The sequence below is a fragment of the Acidimicrobiia bacterium genome, assembly GCA_029210695.1.
In the GTDB taxonomy this organism is placed as follows: Bacteria; Actinomycetota; Acidimicrobiia; order Spongiisociales; family JAHEDJ01; genus JAHEDJ01.
The window spans coordinates 45,329-63,316 of the sequence record JARGFH010000016.1; the positions used below are offsets into that span (position 1 = coordinate 45,329).

Below are 17,988 nucleotides of genomic sequence, written 5' to 3' on the forward strand. Positions count from 1 at the left end.
GAGAGAACTGTCGGTCTGGCCATCCAGGCAAAGCCGGGCCAGTTCGGGATCACCGAACAACTGCGTCACGGACCGCTCGCGAAACTCCCATCCGGGTTCCAACACGGATCCTCTCAGAGTCTCGAGACGGTCAGCCCGCCGTCGATAGTCAAGATCTGGCCGGTCGCGTACGGCAGGTCGCCGCCCACCAGCGTCGCGACCGCCGCAGCCACGTCCTCTGGCGTCCCGAAGCGCCGATCCAACGTGAGCCCGGCTTCGATCAACGCCTCATATTTCCCGGCAACGGGAGCGGTCATATCGGTTTCGATGACCCCGGGCCGCACTTCGTAGACCTCGATCCCGTGGTCGGCGAGCCGAGTAGCCCACAGTAACGTCGTCATCGAGAGGCCCGCCTTGCTGATGCAATACTCACCTCGGTTGGGCGAAACAACTGCTGCGCTGATCGAAGTGATGTTCACGATCCGTCCGCGGAACGACGAGTCGGCCTCATGCTCTTGAATCATGTGTCTCGCCAGGGATTGGGTGAGCAGGAACGGTCCCTTGAGGTTGACGGCGAGCACCGTATCAAGGTCTTCCTCCGAAACCTCCAGGAGGTCCTTGCGTCCCGGCGATGTGATCCCCGCATTGTTGACCAGCACATCGAGGCGTCCGACAGCCTTCAGCGTCTCGGCAACGAGGTGGCTGCGCCCATCCGCCATTCCAACATCAGCTGCCACGTAGGCAGCCTCCCCGAAGCGTGACAGTTCCTCGAGCGTTTCGGCGATAGCTTCCACGGCACGCAGACCATTGATAACCACCTGGTAGCCGTCGGTGAGGAGTCTCCTGGCGATACCGAGCCCGATGCCGCGGGAACCACCGGTCACGAGGGCAGTGCGGGGGGTCACGAGATCCCCTCGATCGGACCGAAGAAGGTGAGGTAGGGATCACCTTCGATGAGTCGTTGCACGTAGAGGGCTGCCTCCATGAGGTGGTAATCACCCCACAGCACCGATTCGCCGGATGGAACGTGGGTGTCGTCCGGAGCGTGGTCCCAGCCGTTCGGTCGGTGGTACACGCCGTGGAGGAGCAAGCCTTCATGCTCGGGATCGAGACTCAAGTAACCGTCGGAGAGTAGGGTCCGCATGACCGTCAGGCCCGCCTTCGTGTACCGGACTCCCGAGGAAGCTCCGGCGGCGGTGAGATAGTTGCCGAGCCTCAGCAAACCCTGGGCGGCGATGGCCCCCGCCGAACTGTCGACCGGTTCATGTGGGTTGTGCGGTTCGGCCGGCCGGTCGAGGTAGGCGCCCATCGACGCCAGGCCGGGTGCTCCTGTATCCCAGTAAGGCACACCGTCGATCGGGGTGTGCTCGATGTAGAAGTCACAGGAAGCGGTGGCCGCGGCGATCATCATCGAACGAACTGCTTCCCTCCCGCCGACCGGTTCCAGCTCCGCGTCTGCGACGGTGTCGAGGAACTCGAGCAGTTCGGGGTATCCGGACATGACCCAAGCGAGGCCGCGAGTCCACGTAGTAAAGGGCGAATATCCCTGTTGGGTGCTGGGGGCCCGATAGTTGCCGTCGTTGACGTTGAACAGCGTCTCATGGGCCACCCGACCCCGGACGTCGAAAGTATCGCGACCTTCACCGTAGAACACGTTGTATCTGGCCGTGGTGGCCGCATGCTGGATCCCGCGCTCGAGCAGCGAAATGGACTCGTCGTTCTCGCCCAGCAGGCGGTGCCCCAGGCGGTGGGCCAAAACAAGGGAACGAATCGAGCGGATCGTGTCACAGAACAGGGAGTGGGGGCCGTTGAACGAGTGAATGAAGCCACCGCCCTCGGCAGTTCTGGTCCAGCGCATCGCCTGCACGGCTCCGCTCACTCGCAGCGCATCCTCGTAGAACGCCAACTCCCACGCGTCAAAGGGAGTCCGATCCTCGAGCATCAGCCGCCTGAGGTTCCCGTAGGTGCTGACGTTGTTGAAGCCGTGGTCGTGGACGCCTGCATGCGTCAGGTGCGGGGCCATATGGTCACGGGTGAGGCGCCGGCCGAGATCAAGAGCTTCTTGGTCGCCGGTCGCATCGAACTGCAGGATGGCTTCACCGTAGAGAAAACCTTGGGTCCACTCGGTCCAACCTCTGGCGGTGTATCGACCTTCAACTGTGTACACCGGCGTTGCGTTGTCAGGTGAATCCCGGCGGCACAGCCGCTTGACCTTGGGACCGGCCATGTCCCACAATCTCTTGAGATCCGGGCCGACCGACGCCGGTTCGATGGCGGTGTCAATCTTGATCAAAACGCACTCCGAATCTCAACGGCCACCCGCTTCTGGTGCGAAGCTAGCACTCCGGCTCGGGGCGATTGGTGGAGAGGCACGTGAATCAACCGGTCTTGGCTCGCTTGGTTTTCTTGGCGGCTGCGATTACGACCCGGGCTTCGCTCTTCTTGTAGTGATCGTCGAGCGGGTAGCACCCTGAGGCCAACCCGATGCGAGGTCCGGTCGTGCAATCGCTAAAGGTTCGGCAAATGAGTTTTGGTTCCAGTTCGTGCCCGGCCAAGACATCAGCGGGGAGGTGCGGGTAGCTGAGAGCCATCCTGCCCAAGCCCACCAAGCCGACTCCTCCGGTTCGCACCTGGTATTGAGCCGCGTGGGGGAGCAGTTCCTGCAGGTAGCTGTATCCACTGCCCACCAACACCAGATCGGGGTGCGCCCTCGCCAAAGCAGCAGTGGTTTCGACGTGATAGGCAACCTCGGCGAGCGGCTCGCGGGGCGGCAGGTAGCCATCGAGCGCCGGGTGGTAGGCAGGTCTGATGACATGCGGGTTGTAGTAGGGACTTCCGATCGTGACGCAAACCATCGCCACCCCGAGCTCGGCGCAGAGGTCGAGGAACTGATGAGTTTCGCCTAGCGGATTCCCGTCTTCGTCGGGACCGAAGACGAATCCGGGCTCGTCGAGCGGCTGCGGGAAACCGACTCCATCGGGACCCTCGATGTATGGCCCTGGGTCGACTGCGCTCAGCCTGACTGCGATGGTGAGGTTCGGCCGTTGGGCTCTCAGCTGTTTCACGACAGAGCGTAGGACCCTGGTGCGTCCTTCGAATGACCCGCCGTATCTACCGGATCTGGTTCTGGCGCTGAGCAGTTCGTGGAGGAGATATCCGTGGCAGTGCTTGATGTCCACGAAATCAAAGCCGGCGTCGGCGGCCAGGACTCCCGCCTGGACGTAGACGCCGACCAACTCATCCAATTCGCCATCGCTGAGGACAGAGGCATCGGAAACGGGGACTCGTCCATCGAGTTGAGTCTGCCGGTAGGCGATCCGCGGAAGGGGCTCACCGAACGGGCGAGACCATCTACCGCTATGGGTCAGCTGCAAGCCGGTGACGAGGTCCGCTCCATCAAAGTCCCGGGCACGTGCGGCGGCCATCCGGCTGCGCAGTCTGCCCAGGGACTCGGCCGTCCTCTCATTGATCATCAGCTGGTTTGGATTCGCCCGGCCCTCAGGAACAACGGAGGTGGCTTCACCCCACACCAGGCCCGCCCCGGAGGCGCCGAAGCGCAGCCAGCGGCGCTCGAGATCGGGGGTCGTCATCCCGTCGGTTGTGGCGTCCCAACCCTCCATCGGGAGGATTGCGAATCGGTTGTCGGCCCGCAGCCGTTGCCCGATGGCCATCGGCTTTGCCAGTGGCCCGTTCGGGGCGGGTTCCACTGTGGTGTCCAGCTGAAGATCGATGTCTCGTTCCGCCAGATACTCACTCATTGCTTCAGGCGTACCGATCTTCTTCACCTGAGTGAACCGTCTCCGCGAGGTCGCCATTTCACGTCGCTTTCTTGAGGAGCCGCCTTCTCAACCCGGCCGGCTGCAATCCCGGGGAAGAGTAGCTCTCGTCCACGACTGCCGACTGGCGGGCGAGAACCCGGGTCCCACTTCTGCCCTTGCAATCGTTTGTCGACTGCGATCGTAGGGGGCGATTCTGGGTAGATCAATCGTTTGCATTTGGTGTGGGCGATCCGTAGCCTACCTGCAGTCATACCCGCTCATTGTGGAGGTAGCGCATGGTTCGACGCACGAGATTCCTGACCGTCTTGATGGTGATGGCAATGGTGGTTGCTGCCTGCGGGAGCAGCGAAGACACGACCACGACGACCACGGCCGGCACCGCCACGGATACCACGGCCGGCACCGCCACGGATACCACGGCCGGCACCGCTCCTTCGGAAGATCCGATCGTGTTCGCCGCCTCGTTGCCGCTTACCGGCGACTTCGCCATCCCGGGCAGCAAGCATGCCGACGGCTACAAGTACTGCGTTGAGGAAATCAATGCACGCGGCGGGCTTCTCGGACGAGAGGTCGAGCTGATCGTCGAGGACAATCGATCCGACCCAGAAATAGCCGTTTCGCAGGTGCAGCGTCACATCGACGTCGAGAACGCCGATGCGTTGCTCGGAACGTTCTCCAGCTTGCTCACCTTCCCAGCTTCAACCGTCGCTAATCAGGCCAACATGGTGTACCCGATCCCATCGGGTGGCGCTCTTCGAATCTGGGAGCGAGGATTCCAAAACATCTTCTACTTCCAGCAGAACGCCGCCGAGTTGATCGGCTACTCGCCGGTCTCGATGATCGAGTACTACACCGACCAGGGCATCATCGATCCGAAGCCCACTACCGTTGCCATCGTCCACGCCGATGACTTCTTCGCAGACGCGATTGTCAAGGGGCTGGTTGGTGGTGAGGTCGCCATTCCTGACTCGGATGTCGTTGTGCAGGTCGAAGGTTACCTGGAGCCGGCCGGCATCGAGGCCGTATTCGTTGAGCAGTGGCCGGTTCCGTTCACCGATTGGCTGACTCTGGCCAACTCCATGAAGAACAGCGGAGCGGACATGGTGTTCGCAGCCACCGCGTCGCCGGACGAAGCCATTTCGCTCGTCGATGCTCTCAAGACGGTGCAGTACAACCCGCAGCTGATCTGGATGTCCCAGGGCGCGCAATCCGAGTTCATTGAGACTCTCGGAGATTCGGCCCAGGGCGTGACCATTCACGCTTCCTGGCACCCGCTCGCCAACTGGGAAGGGATCATCGGCGGAGAGACCTTCACCAACCAGGACTTCATCGAAGGTTTCACCGCATCGTTTGGGCGAGCCCCGGACGAGGATGAGGCCATTCCGTTCGCGCTCTGCCAGGGCATCGAACAGGCCATCATCGGAGTCGGATCGACCGACAACGTCGCGATGGCTGAATGGATGCACGCCCGAACGGCGAGCGATCCGGTCCGAACCGTTCTCGGCGACTTCGTGTGGGACGAGCGCGGCCTGCCGGTTGACCGCTCACTGATCATGGTGCAGTGGCAGGGCGGCGACCTCAAGTTCGTCTTCCCGGTGGGTGAGTTCGAGGGCACAGTTGATCTCATCTACCCGAAGCCGGCTTTCTAGGCCGGCATTGACAAATGACGCAGGATGGGGCATCGGCCCAGCCGGTGCCCCATCCCCAACTCTTCGAAGAGGCCATGGGGACCCATCTCTCGAGGAATCTGGAGGTTCACGCGTGAGCGCGTGTCAAGGCAAGACGAGTGTCGGAGGACATTCGTGGGTGTGATGCTTCAAGCACGAGGTTTGGACAAGAGTTTCGGCGGCATTCGAGCCGTCAACGACTGCAGCTTCGACATTGAAGAAGGCACGATAACCTCCCTGATCGGACCGAACGGCGCTGGCAAAACCACCACGTTCAACCTCATCAACAACGTCATCAAAGCTGATTCCGGCTCGGTGAAGTTCGAAGGCGCCAACATCACCAACAAGATGCCTCACAAGCTCACCCGGCTGGGCATTGGTCGGACGTTCCAGGTCACCAGAGCCCTCGATGACATGACGGTGCTCGAAAACATGGTCGTCGGGTCTTCGACCGACAATCTGCGGGGGATCATCGGTTCGCGGATGCTGGATTCCGAGATCGAACGAGCCCTCAGCCTGCTCGAATTCGTTGGGATTGAGCAATACGCCTACTCGCGAGCGGAGTTGCTGTCGTACGGACAGCGCAAACTGCTCGAATTCTCAGCAGTTCTCATGTCCAACCCGCGCCTCGTCATGCTGGACGAGCCGGCCGGAGGAGTGAATCCGGCTCTATTGGAGAGAATGGTGGACCGAGTCCGCCAATTGAACGGGCAGGGTCTGACCTTCTTCATTGTGGAGCACAACATGGACCTCGTCATGGATCTGAGCGACTCTGTGATCGTGATGGCCCATGGAGAGGTCCTGATCCATGGGACACCCGAAGAAGTGCAGAATGACGGCCGGGTGCTCGACGCCTATTTAGGGATGGCGTGACATGCCACCCATTCTCGAGATCACGAACGTCGATGCCGGCTACGGAGCCGGACCGAACATCCTTCAGGGTCTGTCGCTCAAAGTCGAAGAAGCGAAGTCGTATTGCATCATCGGCCCAAACGGTGCCGGCAAATCAACGCTGCTCAAGGTGATCGCCGGTCTGCTTCCCCCGCGGTCGGGCGACGTCGTTTTTCGGGGCGAATCGCTGGCAAGGCGAAGGCCTGATCAAATTCTGGCCACCGGAGTGTGCTTCGTCCCCCAGGATCAGGCGCTATTCCCCGAGATGACTGTGCGCGAGAACCTGATAATGGGCGGCTATCTGGTCAAAGACCGGGCTCTCATTCGACAGCGGATGAAGCGGGTGTTCGAGATGTTCTCTATTCTCGAGGAACGAGCGGGCCAGGACGCCGGCAAGCTCTCCGGCGGGCAGCAGCAGATGCTGGCAATGGGCCGAGCCCTCATGATCGACCCCATCCTCCTGATGCTCGACGAACCTACTCTCGGGCTGGCACCCCAGGTGGTTGAGCAGATCTTCGCTCAAGTCAGAGAGTTGGAGAGCCTGGGAATCACCGTGGTGATCGTCGAGCAAAACGCCCAGCGCGGGCTCGAACTCGCCGATTGGGGTGTAGTTCTCGACCTGGGCATCGTCCGCTTCGAAGGCCCGGCAGAAGGGATTCTCGAGGACCCCCGGATCCGAGAGCTATACCTCGGAAAAGCAGCGGGCGCCGGAGAAGCGAAATGACGCATGTGATTCAGGTTGCGATCCTCGGGCTACTGCTGGGCGGTGTCTACGCCCTCATGGCGGCCGGTCTGACTCTCGCCTTTGGCGTAATGCGGATCGTCAACCTCGCCCACGCCGTGTTCATCATCGGCGCCGCCTACATCTCATTCTTCGCCTGGGAGCAGCTCGGCATCGATCCACTTGTATCTGTTTTGTTCGTCATACCTGTGATGTTCCTATTCGGCGTAGCCGTCTATCAGGTCCTGTTCAGGAGGATCGAAGGAACGGCCAGATATACCGAAATGACCGTGTTACTCACCTTTGGTATTGCACTCACCATCGAAGGCCTCCTCGGGTTTGCCTTTACCGGTATCTATCGCAAAGCGAGCCCCGGGTACGCCACCGATTCGTTCATCGTCGACGGCTTGTTCTTGCCGGATGGTGACATCCTCTTCATCCCGAAGGGCCAGCTCTATGCATTGATGACGAGCCTCGTCTTGCTGATCGGGCTGTGGGCATTTCTGCGCTACAGCCAGACGGGCTATGCCATTCGCGCCACGATGCAGAACCGGGCCGCCGCCCAGATCGTTGGCGTAAACGTGCGCCGGGTGTCTGCGATCTCCTTTGGCTTGTCGGCCGCCCTCGGAGGAGGCTCCGGAGCCCTGATGAGCTACCTCTTCCCGTTCTTCCCCTTCCGTCATTGGCAATGGGTGGCGGTCCTGTTGGCGCTGGTTGTACTGGGTGGCATGGGGAGCATCAAGGGAGCCGTCATTGGAGCTCTGGGACTCGGCGTGGCCAGTTCATTCGTAGTTGATCAGATCGGTGCTACCTGGGGTCCGATGACCTTTTATCTGGCGCTGTTCCTGATTCTGCTCGTCCGGCCGCGCGGATTGTTCGGCAAGGAGTTGGCGGTATGATCGAAGACCGGGCTGCAGCAAGTCCAGAAGACCCAGTTCCCGAGCCCGGGAGAGTTCAGCCCCCGCCGGGTCCGGCCCGCTATCGCTGGTACGTGTTGGCGGGGCTGCTCATCGCCCTGTTCGCCTTGCCGTTGTTCCGCCCGATGATCAGCTCTTACAGCTACATCATGACACTTGGCGCGTTGGTCTTCATGTGGGTGGCAATGGCGTCGAGTTGGAACATACTCGGCGGGTTCGCCGGATACATCTCTCTGGGCCACAGCGTGTTCATGGGCGTGGGCGGCTACGTAGCCGGCGTCTTGCTCTACTACCACAACATCAGCCCGTTCCTGACTGCAGCCCTCGGAGGTCTGACGGCAGTGGCGCTCGGCTTCCTTGCCGGATTCATCACCTTGAGGACCCGTGGCCCGGCCTTCATCATCTCTACCATCGCGCTGTTGTTCATGTTCCTTCTCTTGTTTGACAACATCGAATACCTGGGCGGCACAGCCGGCCTCCCTCTGCCCTCTCCGCCCTTCTCTCAGGAATGGCTGCGCACCCCGTTCTACTATGCGATGCTCGTAGCCGCGATGGGGTCGGTGTGGCTGTCCTATCGAGTGGCGCACTCGAAGTTCGGCATGGGTCTGCGGGCGATCGCCGAGGACGAGGTCAAAGCCGAGGTCGCCGGGGTTCCCACCCGTAGCTACAAGATCTCAGCGTTCGCCATCAGCGCGTTCTGGGTAGGAGTCGTCGGGGCGATCTATGGATACTCGATCGCATTCGTGCGGCCGACCGTGTTCTTCACGGTGGCGATCTCAGCGCAGATGGTTCTGATGGCCATCATTGGCGGAAAGGGCACGATCGCCGGGCCTGTGGTCGGTGCGGTCCTCATCTACGCCATCAATGAGCTCTCGCTCATTGTCTTCGGAGCCACTGAGCTCAATATCGTAATTCAAGGTGGCCTGCTGGTGGCCGTCTTGTTGTTCTTCCCGCTCGGCATCGTGGGAACGCTTCGCAAGAGGAGCTGGCTACCGGCATTTCTCGACTGGGATTGATGGTTCCGGCCGGGATTCAATCGGTCAACGGATCACCCGTGCCCCGGAGGCCCCAATAGCTCGTTCGACTTCAGCCAGGGTGACCATCGACGTGTCTCCCGGGGTCGTCATTGCGAGGGCTCCGTGGGTGGCTCCGTAGTCGACCGCTTCCGCAGGAGTCTTGCCGGCCAGAAACGCGAACGCCATGCCGGACGCAAACCCGTCACCCCCGCCGACCCGGTCGTAGATCTCCAGGTTCTCGCGTTGACGTGCGACATGAAGCTCGCCATCGGCGTAGAGCACTGCGGACCAGTCGTTGAGCGTGGCGGTCTTGGCATTGCGCAGAGTGGTGGCGACCACCTTGAAGTTGGGGTATTGGTCAACCACCGACGCAATCATCCGACCGAAGGCAGTGGGGTCGAGTTTTGAAAGTGATCCGTCGACGCCCTCAACGGCGAATCCGAGCGAGGCGGTGAAGTCCTCCTCGTTGCCAATCATCACGTCGACCATCGGAGCGATGGCTCGATTGACCTCGATGGCCCGGTCGCTTCCGCCGTGTGACTCCCACAACGAAGGCCGGTAGTTGAGATCGTACGAAACCACCGTCCCATGTTGCTTGGCCGCCGTGATCGCCTCGATGACAACTTCGGGGGTCGAGGCAGACAACGCCGCGAAGATCCCGCCGGTGTGAAACCACCGCACCCCTTCCTGACCGAACAGCCGGTTCCAGTCGATATCCCCCGGTTGCAGTTGTGAGGCGGCGGTGTGCCCGCGATCCGAGGTCCCGAGGGCAGGCCTGATCCCATAACCCCTTTCGGTGAAGTTGAGACCAACCCGTGACGTACGACCGAGCCCGTCGTAGGGCACCCATTTCAGATGCGAAACGTCCACTCCGCCGGTGAGGATGAGATCCTCCACCAGATGCCCGACCTCGTTGTCCACCAGGGCGCTGACCAGAGCAGTGCGGAGGCCAAAGCACTTGCGCAACGCGCGCGCCACGTTGTACTCGCCTCCCCCTTCCCAGACGCTGAACGACCGGGCGGTCCGCACCCTTCCCGAACCAGGGTCGAATCGCAACATGACCTCACCGAGCGCGGCGGCATCCCAGCGGCACTCATCCCGACCTTTCAACTCCAGTGCTGGCATGGGTTCTCTCCTACTCCCGGTGGCCCCAATTCTCCCGATCCGGTCTAACGGAGACTCGAAATCGTTGCGATGACATCGGTGGTTCGCTGTTCAAGAGCGCTCCAATCGCCTGCCTCAACGAGGTCCTTGCTGACCAGTTTGGAGCCTATGCCTACACACGGGACCCCCGCACCGAACCACGCGGCTAGTGACTCTTCCGTGACGTCGACGCCGCCCGTGGGCATGAGGAGAGCCCATGGACAAGGTGCGAGGACCGCCTTGACGAAAGCGGGGCCTCCCACCAAGCCGCCGGGGAATATCTTCACGATTTCACAACCGAGTTCGTGAGCGAGGGCGATTTCGGTCGGCGATGCGCACCCCGGTGAGTAGGCAACCTTCCGCCGGTTGCACACCTCCGCCACGCGACGGTCGAGGATCGGGCCAACCACGAAGCTGGCCCCAAGGTTGACGTACATTCCGGCGGTCACGTCATCGACCACCGAACCAACGCCGAGGATGACCTGCGGATGCTGCTCGGCGCAATGTCGCTCCAGCTCAGAGAACACTTCGAAAGCGTGATCGCCCCGATTCGTGAACTCGATAAGCCGGGCACCACCGCGGCTCAATGCGTCGACGATCGACCGAGCCGTGTCGATGTCTCCGTGGTTGAATACGGGTACTAGCCCAACCTCGATCATCGTGTTGAGCACCGTGAGCCTCGAGAATCTCGCCATCTTGTCTCCGACCATCCTGATTGATGAATGCCCACCCCGGGCGGGACACGCTGACCTTAGCGAGGTGGGCTAGATCAAATCCAACACCGAAACGCTCTCTGCTGCCTTCAACTATGCCGGTTGCGAGAGGGGTCCGGAGGTCAGGGCCGCGCGCATAATCGGACCAGAGCCCGACACCCCGGTCCAGCGCGCAAAGGCTATCTCGGCCTGAGCAACGAGCATCCCCAATCCGTTGGAGGCCGACAACCCACGAGCCCGGGCCCGGCGCAGCAGTTCAGATTCCGGCGGGTTGTAGACGAGATCGAACACCACTGCCGCACCGGGGAGTGCCGCCACGTCGAAGGCAACTCCGGGTTCGATCATCCCGACCGTTGTCGCGTGCACTGCCAGATCTACCTGACCGAGTGCGTCCTCGAATTCGCCGCCGATACCTACAGCTTGCACCGTGTCCCCGTAGGCTGCGGCGAGGTCGGTGGCTCTCGAAGCGACGAGATCGCAGATGACCACCGAGTCGATACCCGCCGTCACCAACGCATTTACCACTGCCCTGGCCGCACCCCCAGCACCGGCCACTGCCGCCCGGAGACCTGAGAACTGAATCTCGAGGGCCGACTCGGCCGCTTGCTGGAAACCAGGGGCGTCGGTATTGAACCCAACCAAAGTGCCGTCTTCTCGACGGAGGACGCTGTTGACGGCGCCAATCTGCCGGGCGCCTTCCTCGATCGTGTCGAGGTGTTCCATCACCAACCGCTTGTAGGGAGCGGTTACCTGAAACCCGAACCAGGCGTCGCCGCGTGTCTCTTCGACGAAGCCCGGCACTTCACCGGGCTCTATTTCGCGCAGCTCATACCTGGCATCGATTGAATAATGCTGGAAAGCCGCGTTGTGCATGATCTCGGAGTGGCGCCGTTTGAGTGGATGTCCGATCAGAGCAACTAACCGTGTCACGCGATCACTCCTCATCGGTTCCTGAACTCGGCCGGCCGCTTCTCGATGAACGCGGCCGCCCCTTCCAACATATCCTCGGAGGAGAAGACCCGTTCACTGGCCGCCAGTTCTATCGCCTGACCCTCAGCAAGTGATCCGTCGAGGGTGGTATTGAGCGCTGCCTTGGCTTCGCGGACTGCCACCGGGCCGCGGGCAGCCATCGTCTCGGCGAGTTCTCGTGCAACGGCTTCGGCTTGACCGTCCGGCACCACCCGATTGACCAACCCGAACTCGAGCGCAGTATCGGCGTCGATAATTTCACCGAGCAGGATCAGTTCCTTGGCGCGCGCCAATCCGATGAGTCGCGGTAGTCGCTGGGTCCCGCCGGAGCCCGGCATCACCCCAAGCCTGACCTCCGGCATGCCGAGAAGTGCCGCTCTCGAGGCCACCCGCAGATCACAGCACAGAGCCAGCTCGAGTCCGCCCCCAAGCGCATTGCCTTCGATAGCTGCGACCGTTGGCACCGGCAGATCGGCCAGTTGGTTGTAGACGGCGTTCTCCTCGATCAACTTCCCTTCGCCGACACGACCCTGGAGCGACGGGAACTCCTTCACGTCGGAACCAGCCGAGAAGGCTCGATCACCGGTGCCGGCCAGTACAACTGCCCGGACTTTGCCGTCGGCTGCGATGCGGTGCAGGGCGTCGCTGAGTGCCGCAGTGACTTCCTTGGAAACGAGGTTGAGCGGTGGGTTGTTCAACCAGATGGTGCCAATGACCCCGGGCTCAACGACGATCAGATCTTCGGTCACTGGTTCTCCCCGGTGAGGCGCTGAAACAAACCCATCGTACCGGCGGCGAAAACTGCCGGATCGATGTGGCTCAGAGTGGGTGAGATTGCCGGGCGGAAACCCATGTGGGCGATGACATCCGACTCCGGATCGATGCCCTCTGCGATCTCAATCAATGTCACTGTGCCGTCGAGGAGGGCGAAGACCGCCCGTTCCGTGATGTAACGGACCTCTTGACCGCGTTCGGACGCGGCCGGACCGCTGAAGCTGATCTCCTGAACCCGATCGACGAACCGTTGGACGGTGCCTTCGGCCGAAATCTCGATCCGGCCGTCTTCCACCTCCGCCTTCATCCCTCCGGTCGTGAGTGTTCCAACGAAGCACACCTTGCGGGCGCCTTGACTGATGTTGGGGAAACCACCCGGTCCGCGTAACCGCTCGCCAAAGGCGTGTACGTTGACGTTCCCGGCGGCGTCGACCTCAGCGAACGAAAGGCTGGCGACGTCGATTCCGCCGCCATCGTAGAAGTCGAACATGTACGGTTGGTCGATCAACGCTTGATAGTTGAACCCGGCCCCACCGTCATTTCCGGATGCCGGGACACCACCAAAGACTCCCTGCTCAACGGTCAACACCAGCAGATCGGCGACCTTCTCTTCCTGAGCGATTGCGCCGATGTTCTGGCTGATTCCGAACCCGAGGTTCACCACCTGACCCTTCCCGAACTCGAGAAGAGATCGTCGAGCAATGACCTTGCGTACGTCGAGGGGTACCGGTCGCTGGTCGGAAACCTGATCCCGGCGGGCGCCTCCTGCGAAATATGGGGAGTAGTCGGTGAGATATGTCTGGGTTTGATCCGGATCGAGGAAGGCGTAGTCGACTAGCGCGCCCGGAATCTGCACGCGACGCGGAATAAGGGTCCCGCCCGGCACGATTTCCTGCGCCTGGGCGATGACTATGCCCCGCGAGTTGTGGGCCGCCATCGCCATGGGGAGCATCTCTCCATTGATGGCTTCCTTGTCGAGGGTGAGATTTCCATCCTCGTCAATGGTGGATCCCCTGATCACCGCGACATCAATCGGAAACGAGCGGAAGAGGAGCCACTCCTCCCCCGCAAGCTCGACGACCTCGACTAGATCTTCGTAAGCCGAACCCTGTTTGCCGCCGGTCTGGCGAGGGTCGACGTATGTGTGGAGCCCGATCTTGGTCACGAGGCCGGGTCGTCCGGCGGCAATGTCGCGACACAGCTGTGATAGGACGCCTTGTGGGAACGAGTACCCCTCTATTGCCCCCGCGGCCACCAGCTCGGCGAGTCGGGGTTCGTTGCCGATATTCGATCCGATGGTGCGGCGCATGAGGCCCGGAATGGCGAGCTGTGAGAACCCGCGCTCGGCGAAATCGCCGATGCCGACCACCCTGACGGTGGTGAGGTCTCTCGGCCTACCCTCGGCGCGGTAGACGGTCTCCAATGCATCAATGAACCGCTGCGGAACTGCGTGTCCCGCTCCCGAACCGCCGACGATCACGGTGGCGCCGTCGGGAATGAGCCGGGCGGCCTCCTCGGCTGTGACGAGCTTCAAGTCGCAGTCCTGATCACTGCATGAACCCGCCGCCGTTGGGGTTCAGCGCTTGCCCGTGAAACAGGGCAGCCGCGTCGGAGAGCAGAAACAGCACAGCCGCCGCCACGTCTTCAGGCTCCGGAAACCGGCGCGAAGGAAGCTCGGCGAGGCGGCGACGCCCTGATTCGGTATCAACCAGGTCGCGGGTCATGTCGGTGATGGTGAACCCGGGGGCGACGGCATTAACCCGGATACCTTGCGGACCGAACTCCCTGGCCATCGACTTGGTCAGGCCCAGGAGTCCGGCCTTGGCCGCCGAGTAGTGGGCGAGTTCCGGCCAGCCCATTTGGCCGAGCCGCGAGGAGATCATGACGATCGAACCGCTTCCACGTTGCACCATGCCGGGCAGCGCGGCGCGGGAGCAGTAGAACGGGCCAAACAGGTTGGTCCGCAGAACAGAATCCCATTCCTCGTCGCTCATCTCGAGGAGGGGACTCGAAGGCATGATGCCGGCGTTGTTGACGAGCCCATCGATCCTCCCGAACGAGTCTTCGACTTCGGCGATCATCCGTTTCGATTCGGAAGGGTCTGAGACATCGGCCTGGAAGGCTGCCGCGTTGCGACCCATCTCCTGGATACTCTCCACCACCGCGGCGGCCGCGTCGGCAAGCTCTCGGTAGCCGATGGCAACGTCGGCGCCGGCGCCGGCGGCCCCCCGGGCGATAGCGGCACCGATGCCGCGACTGCTACCTGTCACCAGCACAACCTTTCCGGTCAGACTGTGAATTCCCGGCAGATGGTTGCTGGTTCGCTCGCTCACGCCTGTTGGATTGTACAAGGTCCCGTCTGATCAATCCGCTGATCGGTCCGAAATCTGCCAGATCCGAACGTGTCCGAGCCGTCCAGTCGATATGCCCGGCGCTCGCAGGCGGTAGGAACCAGCGTCTGGTGCTTTCCCAGGATCGAGCCATCTGGTTCTATGAGAGAGGGTGTTGTACAAGTGCCGAAGGTCCCCGGAGGCTTCTCGCACCATCCCGTCACAACGTAGACCTCAGCCTCCTTTGCAGCAGCGCAGAGAGCGTCGACCTCGCGGCCCGGTATCTGCCAGGTTCTGGACTCACTCGACGCTGAGTCCTGTGGTATAAGCATCCGTGCCTGATGAGAGCGAAACCGATCGGGTGCGCGCACTATTGGGATTTGGTCGTCACGCAGGCTACGTCGAAATCCTGGCCGTCGAGGCACGCTCGACGAGAGTGGGCGTGAGTCGGAGGGACTGCCCTCCCACATCACGTTCGGCAATCAACCCCAGTGCCAGCTCGGCAGAGCGCACACCAATCATGTAGTGCGGAATGTGGATCGTGGTGAGTGGGGGGTTCAGCTTGTCCGAGAAGGGCATGTCGTTGTATCCGATCACGGAGACATCGTCCGGCACCCGCATGCCCCGCTCGCCCAGAACGTCGTAGCATCCAATTGCCAGCAAATCGTTGGCGGCCACGATCGCCGTGAACTCAATCCCTCGGTCGAGCAATTCGACGGTAGCTACAGCTCCTGGGGCTTGGTGAAACCATTCCGAGAACACGATCAACCGGGGATCTGCTTCCAAACCCTCGCTTTGCATCCAGCTGACGAAACTCTGGTAGCGCGCCAGGCCGGTTGAGATGTCTTGAGGGCCGCCGACATGAGCGATCTTCCGATGTCCGAGCGAAGCCAGATGCCGGACCGCCAACCCGATCCCGGCGTGATCGTCGCCCGATACAGAGGGCAGCCCAGAGTGATCGCTCGAGCGGTTGACCAGCACCACCGGCAACCCGCTCTCTCCCAGCTCGGCAAGATGCGACGCCGACCGGCGGGCACTGGCCACGATCAACGCGTCGACGCGCCGGTTGAGCATCGTTCCGAGGATTGCTACCTCTTTGTCCGTGTCGTTGTCGGTGTTGCCGAGAATGACGGTGTAGTCGGCTGCACCGAGCGTGTCCTCCACCCCCCTAACGATCGGCGGAAACAAGGGGTTGGTGAGGTCGGGCAGAAGCATTCCCACTGTGAAGGTTTGGTTGGTTTTGAGACCCCTGGCGAGCGCGTTTGGTCGATATCCCAGAACACGCGCGGCTTCCAGCACCCGGACGACGGTTTGATCGTTGACCAGGGTACGTGACCGTGCATTGAGCGCTCGAGAGGCCGTGGACGGATGAACCCCGGCCTTCTCGGCCACGTCGCGCAGCGTCACAGTTTGAGCGAGAGTCATGCAAACCATTGTAGCCAGGAGAACAACCCGGAACAGACCAGATTTCCAGGCCATTCGGCGCCGCGCCGACCCCCTCCCGGCTACCTTTGTGCCAAACGATTGTTGGGTATCCGTGCCTTTCGCTCCGCGCCTAGAGACAAGCCTGAGTTCCGATCTGAACCTGCCGCCCGCAGGCTTCTGGAGGTCACCACCTTCCGACCGCCGGCTCTGGAGCACACCAAACCGTTTGACCGGACGACCACGACCCTGAAGGAGTTGGACATGAGCATGACCTTGGAAACGCTGGATCTTTCAATGGAACAGCGACTCATGCAGCAGACGAGCCGCGACTACGTCGATCGGATCGTGATTCCGTTCATTCGCGGCAACCGGGAGCGCGAGTGGCTCTTCGATCCGGAGGCGAGGCTCCCGAAGGAGATCCTCGAAGAAGCAGACGCGGCCGGACTCCGCTCCCTGGGCGTTCCGGCTAGGTACGGAGGTGTCGACCTCGAAGCCGGTACGGAGGCACAGACGTTCGCTCTCATCGCCACGGAGATCGGGCGAGGAGATGCAGGCCTGGCCGACAAACTAGCTCAGAACTGGAAGGTCTCGGTTTTGCTGCGGAACATCGCTCCCGAACACCTTCAAGACGAGTGGTTCCCCCGCTACATGGACGATCCGGCGTTCCTCATGGCCCACTGCCTGACGGAGCCAAAAGGCGCATCCGATCGCTGGCTGCCGTACAACGTGCCTGAAGCGAACATGGATACACGGGCAACACTCGAGGATGGTTCCTGGACCATCAACGGCCGCAAGCACTACATCAGCAACGGGTACGACGCATCGCTCTACGTCGTGTACGCCAACACCAACCCGACCGTCGGCATGCAGCAGGGCACGAGCAGCTTCCTCGTGCCGAGGGATACGCCGGGGTTGATCGTGACTCGCTGCAACGAGACGATCGGTGGCCGCTACATGAACAACGGGGAGATCGTCTTCGAGGATTGCCGGGTGCCGGAGGATCACCTGCTCGTCCGCGACGACGCCCTCGGCAAGGCCGGCGTGTACTTCCGGCCCGGCAAGATCCTGCAGGCTGCCAAGAACCTCGGTACAGGCGTTGCCGCGTTCGAGGACACCGCCACCTTCGTTCAACAACATGTCCAGGGTGGGAAGGTCCTCATCAAGCACCAGGCCGTTGCCGTCAGGCTCGCCCAGATGGCAATCAAATTGGATGCCGTCAAGGCGCTGCTTCGGCATGCGGCGCGAGCGGTCGATCTGAGTACACCGGACGCCGACCGACTCTGCAACGAGGTAAAGGTGTTTGCCTCGGAAGAAGTCTTCGAGGTGTGCAAGCAAGCTCTGGAGATCCACGGTGGTCATGGAGCGATGATCGAACTCGGCATCGAGAAGTACTTCCGCGACGCGGCGGTCTTCCTGCACATGGATGCCACCGTTGACGTTTCGGCCTTCAAGATCATCAAGATGATGTTTCCAGAAACGGCAGGAGCCTACGCGGGCCCCGAATGAGGGTCGCCGACGAAATCTACGTTCTGGCGTCAGAAACCCGCCAGAATTGCGCGCTTTCTGACGCCAGAACGGGAGTTTTCGGGCTCATCGGATTTCAGCGGGGTGTGATGGTGGCGAGTAGATTCCAGTTGGGTTTTCCGGCGTAGAGGAGGGCTCTG

16 protein-coding genes are annotated in these 17,988 nt (G+C 61.7%); 6 read left to right on the plus strand and 10 right to left on the minus strand.

The features are described from left to right. Positions 1-113: 113 nt before the first annotated feature. From P1T08_07140 to P1T08_07150, 3 genes are all read right to left on the minus strand, one after another. Complete coding sequence (locus tag P1T08_07140; protein ID MDF1595855.1) at positions 114-884, minus strand: 3-ketoacyl-ACP reductase; 771 nt, start codon at positions 882-884, stop codon at positions 114-116. Beyond that, on the minus strand, positions 881-2,272 hold the full coding sequence (locus P1T08_07145; protein MDF1595856.1) for a glycoside hydrolase family 88 protein: 1,392 nt from the start codon (positions 2,270-2,272) through the stop codon (positions 881-883). The genes P1T08_07140 and P1T08_07145 overlap by 4 nt, the downstream gene beginning before the upstream one ends. 85 nt (positions 2,273-2,357) lie before the next feature. Further along, complete coding sequence (locus P1T08_07150) at positions 2,358-3,764, minus strand: NADH:flavin oxidoreductase (GenBank protein MDF1595857.1); 1,407 nt, start codon at positions 3,762-3,764, stop codon at positions 2,358-2,360. A gap of 269 nt (positions 3,765-4,033) precedes the next feature. On the opposite strand from P1T08_07150, the gene P1T08_07155 reads away from it, so the two are divergent. The 5 genes from P1T08_07155 to P1T08_07175 all read left to right on the plus strand — a co-directional run bounded on the left by P1T08_07155 (position 4,034) and on the right by P1T08_07175 (position 8,970). Further along, positions 4,034-5,407 (plus strand): amino acid ABC transporter substrate-binding protein, encoded by a 1,374-nt coding sequence (locus P1T08_07155; GenBank protein ID MDF1595858.1) that lies wholly within the window; start codon positions 4,034-4,036, stop codon positions 5,405-5,407. A 162-nt stretch (positions 5,408-5,569) separates the two neighbouring features. Then, positions 5,570-6,298, plus strand: coding sequence for an ABC transporter ATP-binding protein (locus P1T08_07160; GenBank protein ID MDF1595859.1), 729 nt, complete (start codon positions 5,570-5,572; stop codon positions 6,296-6,298). 1 nt (position 6,299) lies between these two features. Next, entirely contained in the window at positions 6,300-7,040 is a 741-nt protein-coding gene (locus tag P1T08_07165; GenBank protein MDF1595860.1) for an ABC transporter ATP-binding protein, read from the plus strand. Continuing rightward, positions 7,037-7,936 (plus strand): branched-chain amino acid ABC transporter permease, encoded by a 900-nt coding sequence (locus P1T08_07170; GenBank protein MDF1595861.1) that lies wholly within the window; start codon positions 7,037-7,039, stop codon positions 7,934-7,936. Before P1T08_07165 ends, P1T08_07170 begins: the two co-directional genes overlap by 4 nt. Then, on the plus strand, positions 7,933-8,970 hold the full coding sequence (locus P1T08_07175) for a branched-chain amino acid ABC transporter permease (GenBank protein MDF1595862.1): 1,038 nt from the start codon (positions 7,933-7,935) through the stop codon (positions 8,968-8,970). Before P1T08_07170 ends, P1T08_07175 begins: the two co-directional genes overlap by 4 nt. A gap of 24 nt (positions 8,971-8,994) precedes the next feature. Here P1T08_07175 and P1T08_07180 read toward each other — a convergent pair whose 3' ends face one another. The 7 genes from P1T08_07180 to P1T08_07210 all read right to left on the minus strand — a co-directional run bounded on the left by P1T08_07180 (position 8,995) and on the right by P1T08_07210 (position 16,324). Next, positions 8,995-10,095, minus strand: a complete 1,101-nt coding sequence (locus tag P1T08_07180; protein MDF1595863.1) for a sugar kinase — start codon at positions 10,093-10,095, stop codon at positions 8,995-8,997. A gap of 44 nt (positions 10,096-10,139) precedes the next feature. After that, on the minus strand, positions 10,140-10,808 hold the full coding sequence (locus P1T08_07185; GenBank protein MDF1595864.1) for a bifunctional 4-hydroxy-2-oxoglutarate aldolase/2-dehydro-3-deoxy-phosphogluconate aldolase: 669 nt from the start codon (positions 10,806-10,808) through the stop codon (positions 10,140-10,142). Between the two features lie 111 nt (positions 10,809-10,919). Next, positions 10,920-11,756, minus strand: a complete 837-nt coding sequence (locus P1T08_07190) for a shikimate dehydrogenase (protein MDF1595865.1) — start codon at positions 11,754-11,756, stop codon at positions 10,920-10,922. Positions 11,757-11,767: 11 nt separating this feature from the next. After that, complete coding sequence (locus tag P1T08_07195) at positions 11,768-12,544, minus strand: enoyl-CoA hydratase-related protein (protein ID MDF1595866.1); 777 nt, start codon at positions 12,542-12,544, stop codon at positions 11,768-11,770. Further along, positions 12,541-14,103, minus strand: a complete 1,563-nt coding sequence (locus tag P1T08_07200; protein MDF1595867.1) for a 3-oxoacid CoA-transferase — start codon at positions 14,101-14,103, stop codon at positions 12,541-12,543. The genes P1T08_07195 and P1T08_07200 overlap by 4 nt, the downstream gene beginning before the upstream one ends. Before the next feature lie 13 nt (positions 14,104-14,116). Beyond that, positions 14,117-14,902, minus strand: a complete 786-nt coding sequence (locus P1T08_07205; protein ID MDF1595868.1) for a 3-oxoacyl-ACP reductase FabG — start codon at positions 14,900-14,902, stop codon at positions 14,117-14,119. Between the two features lie 393 nt (positions 14,903-15,295). Further along, entirely contained in the window at positions 15,296-16,324 is a 1,029-nt protein-coding gene (locus tag P1T08_07210; GenBank protein ID MDF1595869.1) for a LacI family DNA-binding transcriptional regulator, read from the minus strand. 261 nt (positions 16,325-16,585) lie between these two features. On the opposite strand from P1T08_07210, the gene P1T08_07215 reads away from it, so the two are divergent. After that, the gene (locus tag P1T08_07215; GenBank protein MDF1595870.1) at positions 16,586-17,830 is read left to right on the plus strand and encodes an acyl-CoA dehydrogenase; all 1,245 of its coding nucleotides are present in this window, start codon (positions 16,586-16,588) and stop codon (positions 17,828-17,830) included. Positions 17,831-17,988: the final 158 nt, after the last annotated feature.

What these genes read in the sequence shown, in the direction of transcription:
- P1T08_07175 (MDF1595862.1), top strand. Translation starts at nt 7,933, where the DNA reads ATGATCGAAGACCGGGCTGCAGCAAGTCCAGAAGACCCAGTTCCCGAG.
- P1T08_07180 (MDF1595863.1), bottom strand. Translation starts at nt 10,095, where the DNA reads ATGCCAGCACTGGAGTTGAAAGGTCGGGATGAGTGCCGCTGGGATGCC.
- P1T08_07155 (MDF1595858.1), top strand. Translation starts at nt 4,034, where the DNA reads ATGGTTCGACGCACGAGATTCCTGACCGTCTTGATGGTGATGGCAATG.
- P1T08_07210 (MDF1595869.1), bottom strand. Translation starts at nt 16,324, where the DNA reads ATGACTCTCGCTCAAACTGTGACGCTGCGCGACGTGGCCGAGAAGGCC.
- P1T08_07170 (MDF1595861.1), top strand. Translation starts at nt 7,037, where the DNA reads ATGACGCATGTGATTCAGGTTGCGATCCTCGGGCTACTGCTGGGCGGT.
- P1T08_07160 (MDF1595859.1), top strand. Translation starts at nt 5,570, where the DNA reads ATGCTTCAAGCACGAGGTTTGGACAAGAGTTTCGGCGGCATTCGAGCC.
- P1T08_07185 (MDF1595864.1), bottom strand. Translation starts at nt 10,808, where the DNA reads ATGGCGAGATTCTCGAGGCTCACGGTGCTCAACACGATGATCGAGGTT.
- P1T08_07215 (MDF1595870.1), top strand. Translation starts at nt 16,586, where the DNA reads ATGAGCATGACCTTGGAAACGCTGGATCTTTCAATGGAACAGCGACTC.
- P1T08_07165 (MDF1595860.1), top strand. Translation starts at nt 6,300, where the DNA reads ATGCCACCCATTCTCGAGATCACGAACGTCGATGCCGGCTACGGAGCC.